This is a genomic window from Mesorhizobium sp. M0244, from assembly GCF_040321795.1.
Taxonomy (GTDB): Bacteria; Pseudomonadota; Alphaproteobacteria; order Rhizobiales; family Rhizobiaceae; genus Mesorhizobium.
Window position 1 is genome coordinate 1 of sequence record NZ_JAMYSE010000135.1, and the last position, 13610, is coordinate 13610.

12 protein-coding genes and 1 pseudogene are annotated in these 13610 nt (G+C 62.0%); 2 read left to right on the top strand and 11 right to left on the bottom strand.

Annotated elements, in window-relative coordinates; genetic code table 11:
* Both NKJ08_RS36190 and gltA read left to right on the top strand, forming a co-directional pair.
* Positions 1 to 356: pseudogene (locus NKJ08_RS36190) on the top strand (glutamate--tRNA ligase); the annotation flags it as partial.
* A gap of 179 nt (positions 357 to 535) precedes the next feature.
* Positions 536 to 1864, top strand: coding sequence for a citrate synthase (gene gltA, locus NKJ08_RS36195; protein ID WP_352523587.1), 1329 nt, complete (start codon positions 536 to 538; stop codon positions 1862 to 1864).
* Positions 1865 to 1987: 123 nt separating this feature from the next.
* Here gltA and lpxB read toward each other — a convergent pair whose 3' ends face one another.
* From lpxB to pyrH, 11 genes are all read right to left on the bottom strand, one after another.
* Positions 1988 to 3157, bottom strand: coding sequence for a lipid-A-disaccharide synthase (gene lpxB / locus NKJ08_RS36200; RefSeq protein ID WP_352777657.1), 1170 nt, complete (start codon positions 3155 to 3157; stop codon positions 1988 to 1990).
* Positions 3147 to 4049, bottom strand: a complete 903-nt coding sequence (locus tag NKJ08_RS36205; RefSeq protein ID WP_352523583.1) for an LpxI family protein — start codon at positions 4047 to 4049, stop codon at positions 3147 to 3149. The genes lpxB and NKJ08_RS36205 overlap by 11 nt, the downstream gene beginning before the upstream one ends.
* A 6-nt stretch (positions 4050 to 4055) precedes the next feature.
* On the bottom strand, positions 4056 to 4889 hold the full coding sequence (lpxA, locus tag NKJ08_RS36210; protein ID WP_352523581.1) for an acyl-ACP--UDP-N-acetylglucosamine O-acyltransferase: 834 nt from the start codon (positions 4887 to 4889) through the stop codon (positions 4056 to 4058).
* 13 nt (positions 4890 to 4902) lie between these two features.
* Positions 4903 to 5367 carry a 3-hydroxyacyl-ACP dehydratase FabZ gene (fabZ, locus tag NKJ08_RS36215; protein ID WP_023674942.1) on the bottom strand — a complete coding sequence of 155 codons (465 nt, stop codon included), beginning with the start codon at positions 5365 to 5367 and terminating at the stop codon, positions 4903 to 4905.
* Positions 5360 to 6418 (bottom strand): UDP-3-O-(3-hydroxymyristoyl)glucosamine N-acyltransferase, encoded by a 1059-nt coding sequence (lpxD, locus tag NKJ08_RS36220; protein WP_352523580.1) that lies wholly within the window; start codon positions 6416 to 6418, stop codon positions 5360 to 5362. The genes fabZ and lpxD overlap by 8 nt, the downstream gene beginning before the upstream one ends.
* Positions 6419 to 6598: 180 nt before the next feature.
* A complete protein-coding gene (gene bamA / locus NKJ08_RS36225) occupies positions 6599 to 8962 on the bottom strand; it encodes an outer membrane protein assembly factor BamA (protein WP_352523577.1) in 2364 nt (787 codons plus the stop codon).
* 217 nt (positions 8963 to 9179) lie between these two features.
* On the bottom strand, positions 9180 to 10322 hold the full coding sequence (gene rseP / locus NKJ08_RS36230; protein WP_352523575.1) for an RIP metalloprotease RseP: 1143 nt from the start codon (positions 10320 to 10322) through the stop codon (positions 9180 to 9182).
* 101 nt (positions 10323 to 10423) lie between these two features.
* A complete protein-coding gene (locus NKJ08_RS36235; RefSeq protein ID WP_352777662.1) occupies positions 10424 to 11257 on the bottom strand; it encodes a phosphatidate cytidylyltransferase in 834 nt (277 codons plus the stop codon).
* 3 nt (positions 11258 to 11260) lie between these two features.
* Complete coding sequence (locus NKJ08_RS36240) at positions 11261 to 11983, bottom strand: isoprenyl transferase (protein WP_352508486.1); 723 nt, start codon at positions 11981 to 11983, stop codon at positions 11261 to 11263.
* A 32-nt stretch (positions 11984 to 12015) separates the two neighbouring features.
* The gene (gene frr, locus NKJ08_RS36245) at positions 12016 to 12570 is read right to left on the bottom strand and encodes a ribosome recycling factor (protein ID WP_084642476.1); all 555 of its coding nucleotides are present in this window, start codon (positions 12568 to 12570) and stop codon (positions 12016 to 12018) included.
* 104 nt (positions 12571 to 12674) lie between these two features.
* Complete coding sequence (gene pyrH, locus NKJ08_RS36250; RefSeq protein ID WP_352777664.1) at positions 12675 to 13397, bottom strand: UMP kinase; 723 nt, start codon at positions 13395 to 13397, stop codon at positions 12675 to 12677.
* Positions 13398 to 13610: the final 213 nt, after the last annotated feature.

Here is a 13610-nt window from a genome sequence, read left to right on the forward strand (position 1 = left end):
GTGTGTTCTGGGCGCGGCCCTCGCCGCGGGTCGCTTTGGTCGTCTTGGAGTCTCTCTTTGGGGGCCCGCGGCGGCTGCGGGCCCACGAAAAGGCAGCAGCGCTGCTCGGCGGCGAGGCGCGCGCAATCCTGCGGGGCGCTCACGCGGCACTGGCCACGGTTTCGGACTGGTCTGCCGCCTCGGCGGAAGCCGCGATCCGCGCCTATGCGCAGGCTGGCGGCCACAAACTCGGCGCCGTGGCCCAACCTTTGCGCGCCGCGCTCACCGGCAAAAGCACCTCGCCAGGCGTCTTCGATCTGCTAGCCGTGCTTGGCCGCGAGGAAAGCCTGGCGCGGATCGCCGATCAAATCGATTAGGAAACTGGCCCAAGAAGATTGGCATTGAAAGGTGTGTTTCGCAGTGCAACATTGGGTCTTGGCCTAATCTGGCGCGCAGATTCAATTGCGGGCGCAAATGTGCGTATTCCGATGCTTTGGACGTGTTGGGTTCAGATATTTTTGCTTTGCCGGCCTGAGGAATCAAAAAGGAGTTTGCTATGACCGAACCTGCGACAAAAATGGAATTTGGCGGCAAAACCCAAGCGTCGACGGCAAAACTGGAACTCGGCGGCAAAACCCATGAACTCAAGATACGAAGCGGTTCGGTAGGACCTGATGTCATCGACATCGGTTCGCTCTATAACACCACCGGCGTTTTTACCTACGATCCCGGCTTTACGTCGACGGCAAGCTGCGAATCGGAAATCACTTTCATCGATGGCGATGCCGGCATTCTTTTGCACCGCGGCTACCCGATCGACCAGCTGGCCGAGCACGGCGACTTCCTCGAAGTCTGCTATCTCTTGCTCTACGGAGAACTGCCGACCAAGGCACAGAAGGACGATTTCGACTACCGGGTGACGCGCCACACCATGGTGCATGAGCAGATGTCGCGCTTCTTCACCGGCTTCCGCCGCGATGCGCATCCGATGGCGGTGATGTGTGGCGTGGTCGGCGCGCTGTCGGCCTTCTATCACGATTCCACCGACATCTCGGACCCCTATCAGCGCATGGTCGCCTCGATGCGGCTGATCGCCAAAATGCCGACGATCGCGGCGATGGCCTATAAATACCATATCGGCCAGCCGTTCATTTATCCGAAGAACGAGCTGAATTTCGCAGCCAACTTCCTGCATATGTGCTTCGCCGTGCCTTGCGAGGAATACAAGATCAACCCGGTGCTGGCGCGCGCGATGGAGCGTATCTTTATCCTGCACGCCGATCACGAACAGAACGCCTCGACCTCGACCGTCCGCCTGGCCGGCTCGTCGGGCGCCAATCCCTTTGCCTGTATCGCCGCCGGCATCGCGTGTCTGTGGGGCCCTGCACATGGCGGCGCCAATGAGGCAGCCCTGAACATGCTGGGCGAGATCGGCCATGTCGATCACATCCCGGAATTCATTGCGCGCGCCAAGGATAAGAACGATCCGTTCCGATTGATGGGCTTTGGCCACCGCGTTTACAAGAACTACGACCCGCGCGCTAAGATCATGCAGAAGACCGCGCATGAGGTCCTGGGCGAGCTCGGCATCAAGGACGATCCGCTGCTCGACATCGCCATGGAGCTGGAAAAGATCGCGCTGACCGATTCCTATTTCATCGAGAAGAAGCTCTATCCGAACGTCGATTTCTATTCCGGCATCACGCTGAAGGCGCTGGGCTTCCCCACCACCATGTTCACCGTGCTGTTCGCGGTCGCCCGCACCGTCGGCTGGATCGCGCAGTGGAAGGAGATGATCGAGGACCCGCACCAGAAGATCGGTCGCCCGCGCCAGCTCTATACCGGCGCGCCGGAACGGGACTACGTGCCGATCGCGAAGCGGTGAATGGTGAATGGTGAATGGTGAATGGTGAATGGTGAATGGTGAATGGTGAATGGTGAATGGTGAATGGTGAAGCGGAGCGCAACTCCCTGTCCATAGCAAATACTATTTACTATTCACCATTCACTACCTACTCCCCACCATCCCCATCACCACCCCCGCAGCAATCTCGCCTGACGGCTTGTCGGTCACCATGCGCCCGGCGATTTCGGCAAAACCGTCCTTCTGCCAAGCGCGGTAGGCGGTATCGGAGAACAGCGCCTCCAGCTGCCGCGCCAGATAATGCGGCCGCACATACTGGTTGTAGTGTTCCGGCACGACCGGCCGGTCGGCGATGAGGTTGGGCAAGGCTGCACTCCACACTTTGATGAGCCCCTGCGCCATGCGCATGACCGGATCGAGCCGGTAGCAGGAGATCATCGGCACACCCGCCAGCGCCAATTCCAGCGACACCGTTCCCGATGCGATCAGCGCCGCATCGGCCTTGCCGAAGGCCTGCCATTTGCGTTCGGCATCGAGGATGATCTCCGGCTTCTCGTCCCAGCTTGCCACCGAGGTCCTGACCAGGTCGGCGACGTGCGGCACCGTCGGCAGCAACAGGCGCAGGCGGTGCCCGCGCGCCCGCAGGATCGACACCGTCTTGCCGAACGGCCCGACCAAGCGTCGCACCTCGCCGCGACGCGAGCCGGGCAATACAAGCAACGTTTTCACGCGGTCGGCGGACAGGTCACGCGGCTGCGCCTGCGCCTTGGCGGCACTAACTATACCCGGATCATGTGCAAGGCGATGCCCGACATAGGTGCCGGGCGGCCCCCCTAAGCGAGCGAGTTCCTTCACCTCGAACGGCAGGATGCAAAGAATGTGGTCGACATACGGCTTCATCGCCGCCGCCCTGCCCGGCCGCCACGCCCACACGCTGGGGCAGACATAGTGAACGATCGGGATCGTCGGATCGACGGCACGCACCTTCTTGGCGACGCGCAACGAGAAATCCGGACTGTCGATGGTGATGAGGCAGTCGGGCTTTTCGCCGGAAATCGCGTTCGCCGTCTGGCCGATCCGCCGCATCAAGCGCGGCAGGTCGCGCAGAATGGCGCTAAGCCCCATCAGCGCGATCTCGCTGCCGTCGAACAATGGCGCCAAGCCGAGCGCCTGCAAATGGCGACCGCCGATGCCGACGAGCCGAACCTCGCGCCCGGTCAAGCGCTTGAGCGCCTGCACAAGGTCGGCGCCAAGCAGGTCGCCGGACTCCTCGCCGGCGACGACGGCTATCTTCAACGGCCGCTCATTCGCCATGCGCCGGCTCCGCAGCAGGCAGGCCGATCACGAACAGGCCGAGTGCATTGGCACGCCCGATGGTGGCGGGGCCTTCGAGCACCAGCGAGCGGCCGGCTTCGACGGCAATGCCGGCCAGTCCGGCGGCATGCGCCGCCTCGACGGTCAGCGGGCCTATGGAGGGCAGATCGGCACGCAGTTCCTGACCGGGCTTGGCGCATTTGACCAGAACACCGCGGCTCCGGCCCGCCAGCCTGCCGTGCCCGCGTAACTGTTTTGTTCGCTCGAGCAGCCCGTCTGTGCCTTCGACGCCTTCCAGCGCGATGGCGCGGCCGCCGACCGCAACGGCCGCCTGGCCGATATCCAGCGCGCCGATGGCTTTTGCCGCCGCATGCGCCGCCTCGATGTCGCGCCAGTCGGATTTGCGGGGCGCCGCCTTGGTCAGCAGGCCTTCGGCGGCTACCAGTTCCGGCACGATCTCGTGAGCGCCGACGACCTTGATGCCGCTGCGCTCGATCCTGCGCACGAACAGTTTCAGCACGGTGTCGTCGCCCCGGGTTACACCGACGAGAAGGCTGGGTAGCCAGGCGAGCAGGCCTAAATTGAGGCGCATGGCGCTCAGCCTGGGGCGGCGCGTGATATGACCCGCGGTTACCAGATGCGTAACGTGGTGCCGCTTGAGCATCGGCAGCAGCGAGCCGACGTCTTCCAGCCTCAAGGTTGCCTGCTCATAGGGCTCGAAATCAGCTATGCGGTCGACCTCGCCCGCCGCCATCACGACGAAGGGAGATTTGCCTTGCCGGGCGAGCGCTCGGGCAATTTCGACCGGGAGACTGCCGCCGCCAGCGATGATGCCGACCTTGGCATCTTGCGCGAGATCAAGGCCCTTTCCGGCAGCCTCAATCTTCGTCATCTGCCCTCAGTCTTGATCATCGGTATCGTCGCCGTCGCCACCCTTGAGCGACGGCACGGCATAGTGCCGCTTGCCGCGACCGGCGATGAAATCGACGATCTTCATGGCGGTCGGCGACGAGGCGAATTCCGCTTTGGCGAACTCGATGTTTTCGCCGACCGTCCGAGAGCGATCGAAGATCGTCTTGTAGGCTTTGCGCAGCAAGTGGATCTCGGAACGCGGCAGTCCGGCGCGCTTCAGGCCAATGATGTTGAGGCCGCGAAGGCTGGCGCGGTTGCCAACCGCGATGGCGTAGGGAATGACGTCGCCGACGATCGCCGAGCAACCGCCGAGAAAGGCGTTGTCGCCGATGCGGACAAACTGATGAACCGCGGTAAGGCCGCCGATGTAGACATTGTCGCCGACCTCGCAATGGCCACCTAACGTCGCCTGATTGGCGAAGGTGGCATTCTTGCCGACCACACAGTCATGGGCGATATGGGCATAGGCAAGGAAGTTGCCGTTGTCGCCGATCGTCGTCTCGCCGCGGCTGGAATCGGTCCCGAGATGCATGGTGACGCCTTCGCGGATCGTGCAGTTCTCGCCGATCACCAGCGTGGTACGGCCGCCCTTGTGCTTGGTGTTCTGCGGCGGCCCGCCCAGTATCGCCATCGGATAGACCTTTGTCGATGCACCGATGGTAGTCGCGCCCATCACCGAGACATGGCTGACCAGTTCGACGCGGTCGCCGATCACGGCGTCGGGGCCGACGTGGCAGAAGGGCCCGATGCGGGCGCCTTCGCCGATTTGGGCGCCTGCCTCGATGACCGACGATGGATGGATGACTGTCTGTATCTTCATTAGCATTCGTTTATCAGCCGCTTGCGACCATCATCGCCGAGATCTCGGCTTCCGCCGCCTTGGCGCCATCGACGAGGGCCTCGCAGGCGAATTTGAGAAGATTGCCGCGTTTCTTGATTTTCTTCACATGGATTTTCAACTGGTCGCCTGGAACGACCGGCTTGCGGAATTTGGCGTTGTCGATGGTCAGGAAATAAACCAGCGATGGCTTTTCCGTTCCAAGGCTGCGGATGCAGATGGCGCCGGCCGTCTGCGCCATCGCTTCGATGATCAGCACGCCGGGCATGACCGGCTGGTCCGGGAAATGACCCTGGAAATGCGGCTCGTTTATGGTGACGTTCTTGATGCCGATGGCGGATTCGTCGCCGTCTATGTCGACGATACGGTCGATCATTAAGAACGGATAGCGGTGCGGCAAGAGCTTCATCAGCCGCATTATGTCAACCGCTTCGAGCGTCGCCGCTGCGATGTCAGCCATTTCCCCCCTCACCCTGTTTGCGCGTCCGTGCAAGTCTGCGCAAGGCCGCTATCTCGCGCATGGCTTCCGCCATCGGCTGCGCCGGATATCCTCCCCAAATCTCACCTGCAGGCACATTGCTCATAAACCCGCTTCTTGCGGCAAGCTTGGCCCCGGATCCGATGGTCAAATGATCCGCAAGGCCGACGCCGCCGCCCATGGTGACGTTGTCGCCCACCGTCACGGACCCGGAAATACCCGAAAGCCCGGCCACTATGCAATTGCGGCCGATGCGAACGTTGTGCGCGATCTGCACCAGATTGTCGATCTTGGTGCCCTGGCCGATGATCGTGTCGGACATAGCGCCGCGATCGACAGTCGTATTCGACCCGATCTCGACGTCATCCTGGATAATAACGCGGCCGATCTGCGGAACCCGCTCCGGACCTTTGGCGCCGGCGACGAAGCCGAAGCCATCCTGGCCGATCCTGGCACCGCCATGGATGATGACGCGATTGCCGATCAACGCATATTGTACGCTGGCACCTGGACCGACATAGCCGTCGCGGCCGATCTGTGAGGAAGGACCGATAACCGCATGCGGGGCAATGACGGTTCCGCTGCCGATGGCGGCGCGCGGCCCGATGACCGCGCCTGCTTCGATGATCGCACCGGCCTCGACATGGGCGGTCGGATCGACATGGGCGTGCGGCGAGATACCGGTTTCGCCGGTCATCGGTCCAGGCGTCGCAGCCGCCGGGAAAAGCAGACGCCCGACCATTGCGAAAGCCTGCTGCGGGCGCGGATGCACCAGAACCGCAATGCCCGCCGGCGCCTTGCCGGCAAATTCGGCAGGGCAGAGAACCGCTGCCGCCCGCAGTGACTGCATCAGCGCGAAATTGCGCCTGCCATCGACGAAGACAAGTGCGTTCTCGCCGCCTTCATTGGCAGGCGCCAGAGCCTCGATCGATACATCGGAGAGACCGGAATCGACAAGCGTCGAACCGGTCAGATTCGCGACTTCGCCGGCCGTATACCGGCGTGAGGGCGCGAAGAACACCGGATCGGTCATTCCAGAAGCAATATCCAGCTAGCGCATGACCCCGAAAATCGGAAATCGATCCTCGGAAAGGATCATGCGCAAATCAAAGTGCTACAGCGTCCTTTGCTCGTCCGATAGGACGCGCCGCGCTGTAGTGTCGGATCACCGTCTTCCGGATTCAAACGACCCGGAAGCATCGTTACCCGCGCATCAGAAGCGGGTCGATATACCGAAGTTGAATTCCTGCACGTCGTCGGTCTTTTCCTTCTTGACCGGGATCGCATAGTCGATGCGGATCGGGCCGAAGGGCGACGCCCACATCAAACCGACGCCGACAGAGGCGCGCCATTCCATGCCGGTCGTCGACTGATTGACGAGATTGGAGGCAATCTTACTGCCGTAGAGCGTTGCCGCGTCAGCGAAGACCGCACCGCGCAAACCGAAGCTTTCCGGGATGACCGGCAGCGGGAACTGCGCTTCCGCCGAGGCATTGAAGTAGGTGGTGCCGCCGAGATGGTCATTGCTGTTGTCCAAAGCAACCGGGCCGATCCCGCCGTATTCGAAACCGCGGATCATGCGCTCGCTGCTCTGGAAATGGTCGAAGACACGCAGATCGCCGCTGCCATATCCCTGGACATGGCCGGCGCCGCCCGAAATGAGACCCACCAGATCCAATTGTTCGGACAGCGTCTGATAAATGCTGCCGCGCGCCGTGACCTTGATGAACTTGGCATCGCCGCCGACGCCGGCCACTTCCGTGCCGACATTGGCATAAATACCGTCATGCGGGTTCTTCATGTCGTCGATGGTATTGTAGATCAGGCCGAGGCTGACCGAGGACTTGAGCCATGGGCTCTCTTCAACGCCGTTTACGATCGCCTGGGAGACGTCGCAGGTGCCACCATTGATAATGGGAACGCAGCCCTCGTCGAACTCGTACTTCTCTTGCGCAATGTTATACGCCAGCTGCGTCGTGATATTGTCGGTGATCGGCAGCCCGAAGCGAACGGTCGCGCCTGTCGTGTCGCTGTCGTAATGGTCGTAGTTTCGGCTCTGCTTGTAGATGTCGAAGCCGGCCGCGATGCGGCGCCCGAGGAAATAGGGTTCGGTGAAAGAGAAGCTGTAGTCGCGCGAGTTCTTGCCACCGCCCGCCGCCACCTTGATGAATTGGCCGCGACCGAGGAAGTTGCGCTCACTGACGGAGCCTTCGACGGACGGACCTGACGTTTCACCGCCGCTCGAATAACCGGCGCCGACCGTGAACTCACCGGTCGATTTCTCGACCACATCGACCACCAGCACAACCTGGTCCGGCTCAGAACCCGGAACGGTGGAAATTTCGACTTTTTCAAAATAATCGAGCGCTTCCAGCCGCCTCTTCGCGCGCTGGATGAGGACCTGATTGAAAGCGTCGCCTTCGCTGACATCGAACTCGCGGCGAATGACGTAGTCGCGCGTCCGATCGTTGCCGCGAATCTCGATGCGCTCGATATAGGCCTTGGTACCCTGGTCGACCGTATAAACGACCGAGATCGTGTGGTTCTCGAAGTTGCGGTCGCCGCGCGGTGTCACCTGGGCGAAGGCATAGCCGGATCCAGCGACCTTTTCGGTCAAGGCGATGATCGTGTCCTCGACGTTCTTGGCGTTGTAGACATCGCCCTTGTGGGTCTCGACCACCGATTCAAGCGACTTGCTGTCGACCTCGGGGATCGTGCTTTCGACGCTGACATCCCCGAACGTATAACGCTCGCCCTCCTGCACCGTGATGGTGACGGTGTATTTGTTGGTGGTGTCGTCGAGCTCGCCGACAGCCGAGACGACCTGGAAGTCGGCATAGCCGTGATTGTAATAGAAGCGGCGCAGCAGCTCCTGGTCGGCGCGCAACTTGTCCTCGTCATAGACGTCGTCGCGCAGCACGAACGAAAGGAAGGACGAGCGCTTGGTGGAGATGATGTCCGACAGCCGGCGGCTCGAATAGGCGCTGTTGCCGACGAAATTGATCGCCGCGATCTGGGTGCGGCCGCCTTCGTTGATGTTAAAGACCACGTTTATGCGGTTGTCGCCGAGATCCATGATCTGGGTGGTCACGGCGGCGTCGTCGCGGCCGATACGCCTGTAAGCGGCCTTGACCGCCTCGACATCGGCATCGAGCTGCTGTTGCGAAAAGGTGCCGCGAGGCTTCAATTGCACCGCGGCTTCAAGCGCGTTGTCCTTGAGCTTCTTGTTGCCCTGGAACAGCACCTGGTTGACGACCTGGTATTCGGAAACCTTGATGACCAGCGTCGAGCCGACCTGGTTGATCTGCACGTCCGAAAACAGCCCGGTGCCGAACAGCGCCTTGACCGCATCGTCGATGTCCGAGCTGGAAAACGCCTTGCCGGGCTTGATCGGCACATAATTGCGGATGGTGTCGGCGTCGACACGCTGATTGCCGGTGACTTCCACTCTTGAGACGACAGCCGCTTCGGCGGCCGATGTGGCAACGAACTGCACTGCGAGCGCGCCTGGCACAACCAGAGCGGCGGACATAGCCACCGCGGACGCGGCGCTCAGAAACTTGGATGCTGCCTTCATCGGGCTTTTGTACCTTTTCTCGAAGTCCCCACGGCGAGAAAACCGGACGTGCGGTAATTTCCCCTACCGTATTAACCGGATTTTCCCTACACGCAAGGCTTCTGGTTAATTTGTATTTACTTAACCCTGTGGCGTGGCTTTCGCGTCACGCATATCCCCACGCATGGTAAACGGCGTCTCAACATTGCTCGCGCTGAAGCCAAATTTCTTCATGATTTCAGCACCCAAACAGATCGTTCCAGAAAACAAAGCCCATGAAGCCGAGCACCAGGATGAGGCCACTCCGATAAGCCATTTCCATCATCCGTTCGGACACCGGCCGCCGGATGACAGCCTCCACGCCGTAGAACAGAAGATGCCCTCCGTCGAGGGGGGGAATCGGCAGAAGGTTCAGAATCCCTATCCCGACTGACAGGAATGCAACAAGCTGCACCAGCCATTCAAAGCCGAGCTTTGCCGCCTGACCCGACATCTTGGCGATCTTGATTGGGCCGCCCAGCTGGCACTTGTCCTCGCGACCGACAACGAAACGCTGCAGGAACTGACCGGTGCGCTGGATGACGTGTCCGGTTTCCTGGACCGCTGCCCCGACCGCCCCGGCCGGACTGTAGGTGATCAGCCGCGGCTGGCCGAGTTCCTTGTTGTTGACGACGCCGATCACGGCCACCTGGACCTTGTTACCCAGTGCGTCTTGTTGTTCCATCAAGCGCGGCGTCGCCGTGACGGTGATTTCCTTGCCGCCGCGTAGCATGACGAAGGTGATGCTGTCGCCGGCGCGGCCAGAAACCAGACGCTGGACGTCGGCAAAGGTCTCGACCTTGCTGCCGTCGACGCTGACGAATCGGTCGCCGGGCATGATGCCGGCCGCCGCTGCCGGACTGCCGACGGTGACCTCAGCCACCATCGGCTCCAGCACGGGCCGGCCATGGACGGAAAACAGCACGGCAAAGACGGCGATCGTCAGCAGGAAGTTGAACAGCGGCCCCGCCACGACCGTCGCCGCGCGCTTCCAGATCGGCTGCGTGTGGAAGGCGACCTTGCGTTCTTCGTCGCTCAGCGCCTCGACCTCCTCCGAGCTGAGCTGGCTTGACGTCGCGTTCATGTCGCCGACGAACTTGACGTAGCCGCCGAGCGGTATGGCGCAAAGCTTCCAGCGGGTGCCGCGGCTGTCGTTGAAGCCGATGATCTCAGGGCCGAAACCGATCGAAAAGGCTTTTGCGCCGATACCGCACCAGCGGCCGACGAGGTAATGGCCCATTTCGTGGACGAACACGACCACGGTCAGCACGAACAGGAAAGGCACCAGCGTGCCGAGGACAAAGCCCTCCGTGCTGAAAACCGCGTGAAGAATCTCGTTCAATTCATACCTCAAATTCATCCACGGCGCAGGTACGCCGCGACTGTGACATCAATCCAGGCGAATCCATGGCGCAGCCCGCGCCGGCCCACCGACGATGCCGCTCAAACCGGAAACAGCCCCTGTGCCGGATGATCGGCGGTCGCGGAAATCCAGCCGATGACGTATAGGGCGAAAGCCGCCGCGACAAGCCCGTCGACCCGGTCCATGATGCCGCCATGGCCGGGTATCAGCGTGCCGGAATCTTTGTGGCCGTGGCGTCGCTTGACCCATGATTCGAACAGGTCGCCGGCCTGCGCGACGATCGAAAGCACCAGTGCGACCACGCCAAGCACGACGAGGTTGCCCGTTCCGGCGACGGCGGCCAGAAGCAGCCCGGCCACCACGCCGCCGACCGCTCCGCCGAGCGCCCCGCTCCGCGTCTTGCCCGGCGAGATCGACGGCGCCAGCCTTGGACCACCGACGGAGCGGCCGACGAAATAAGCAAAAATGTCGGTCGCCCAAACCACGGCGAACAGGAAGAGAATGGCCAGCAGCCCGGAACGGTCGCCGTCACGCAAGAAGGCCAGCGACAGGCCCGACACGGCCGCATAGGCGAGGCCGGATGCTTCCCACCGTCCTGCCTTGCGCATCGATGCCGCGATGGCAGTGACAGCAACCAGAGCCGCGACGAGCGGCAGCAGCAAAGACGCAGGCAGGCCGGCGATGAGGGCACCGACAAAGACCACGATCAGCGCTTCGGGCAGAAAGCCGAGACCTTTCGTAGCATTAACACCTGCCGGGGCAACAGGGCGGCTCATCCGCGTCCACTCGTAGAAGATCACCGCCGCCATGGCGGCGCAAAGCAGCCGGAAGGGCAGTCCGCCGAGCCACGTCAGGCCAAGCGTGACGACGGCAAGCACGACGGCCGAAATGACGCGAAGCTGAAGGTTGCTCATCCCTCAGCCTGAGGCGACGTCTTGGGCGGCAAGTCCGCCGAAGCGGCGCTCGCGGCCGGCGAAATCGCGCAGTGCATCGGACAGGTGCTCGCGACTGAAGTCGGGCCAGTAGCAAGGCAGGAAAACGAGCTCGCTATAGGCAGCCTGCCATAACAGGAAATTCGACAGCCGAAGCTCGCCGCTGGTGCGGATGACCAGTTCCGGATCCGGAATGCCCTCTGTATCGAGCGAGCTGGCAAAGGATTCGGCCGTGATCGCCTCGCTGTCGATCTCACCGCGCGCCACCGCCGCGGCGAGCTTGCGCGCCGTGCGCACGATCTCGTCGCGCCCGCCATAATTGAAGGCGATGACCAGCGTCAGCGCCTCGTTGCGGAGAGTGAGCGTTTCGGCTTCTTCGAGCAGGCCTCTTATGTCGGGCTGCAGCCCTGCCCTGTCACCGATGACCCTGATCCGCACCCCACTCTGGTGCAGCTCGGCCAGATCGCGTCGGATGAAAAGTTTCAGCAGGCCCATGAGGTCGCTGACTTCGGATTTCGGCCGTGACCAGTTTTCCGACGAGAAAGCGTAGACGGTCAGGAAGGAGATGCCGAGGCCGGGGGCGGCGCGCACCGTCTTGCGCAGCGCCTCGACGCCGGCACGGTGACCGGCGAGCCGCGGCAAGCCGCGCGCCTTGGCCCAGCGTCCGTTTCCGTCCATGATGATCGCGACATGCGCGGGCGTTGCCATGTTCTCGCTTCCGGGCCAGCCTTGGCCAGACCCTAGACCTGCATGATTTCCGCTTCCTTGTCGGAAAGCAGGTGGTCGATGGTGCTGATCGTCTCGTCGGTTAGTTTCTGAACCTGGTCGGCCCGTTTGCGGTGGTCGTCCTCGCTGATGTCGCCGTCCTTTTCCGCCTTCTTCAGAAAGTCCATGCCGTCCCGGCGAACGTGACGCACGGCGACGCGGGCATTCTCGGCATAGCCGTGCGAGATCTTGACCAGCTCCTTGCGGCGCTGCTCGTTGAGTTCGGGCAACGGGATCCTGAGATTGGTTCCGTCCACGATAGGATTGAAGCCGAGATTGGATTCACGGATGGCGCGATCGACGGCGCTGACCATCGACTTGTCCCAGACCGAAACCGAGATCATGCGCGGCTCCGGCACCGACACGGTTGCCACCTGGTTGATCGGCATGGCGGTGCCGTAGGCCTGCACCTGGATGGCGTCGAGCAGGCTGCTCGACGCGCGGCCGGTGCGCAGCGAAGCCAGATCATGCTTGAACGCGGCGATCGCCCCGTCCATGCGCCGTTTGAGATCGTCGTATTCGCCACTCATCATCGTCTCCTCGACCCGTTAGCCCGGGTTCACTGCCTTGAGGGTAAAACCCTGTTCGAGGCTCAATCCGCGAACCGGTCCCTTTTTCGGGTTCATGGTCCGGATTAATCGTCGGCGACAACCGTGCAATGGCCGCCGCCACGCAGGATATCACCGAAACCACCCTTCTCGTGGATTGAATAGACGATTATCGGAATGTTGTTTTCGCGCGCAAGTGCAATCGCCGCCGTATCCATGATCGAAAGCCCGCGTTTTATGACTTCGCCATGGCTGATGCGCTCGAAGCGTGTCGCATCCGGGTCCTTCTTGGGATCAGCCGAATAGACGCCATCGACCTGGGTGCCCTTGAACAGCGCATCGGCGCCGATCTCGGCCGCGCGAAGGGCTGCAGCCGAATCGGTGGTGAAGAACGGATTGCCGGTGCCGCCGGCGAAGATGACGACCTTGCCTTGGTTCATGTAGGCGGTTGCCTGACGTTGCGAAAAACTTTCGCAGAGCTCGGGCATGGCGATCGCCGATAGCACCACGGCATCGACGCCGATCTTATTGAGCGAGGTGCGCAGCGCCAGCGAGTTGATGACCGTGGCAAGCATGCCCATATGGTCGCCGGTGACGCGGTCGCCGCCCTTTGATGCAACGGCAACGCCGCGAAAGATGTTGCCGCCGCCGATGACGACGCCGACCTCGATGCCCAAGGCGCGGGCCTCGGCGATGTCGGCGGCTATACGATCGACCACCGACACATCGATGCCGAAATGCTGCTCGCCCATCAACGCTTCGCCCGACGCTTTCAGCAAGACACGTCGGTAGAGGGGCTTCACCGTCATCTGGTCCTCATCATTGTGCGTGTGACGCTTGGGGTGGCTCCCTCGCGCAGGCGCTGCCCCGAGACATTGGCGTTCCGATACACGAAGGGGGGGGCCGCGGGCACCCCCCGCCCCCCCCACCAAAAACCCAGCCAGCCCTTTGGAGTACGCGCCCCACACCCAACACATATCAACAAACTCACTAATAGACATAGGTGTTCAAAAAAAAAACAC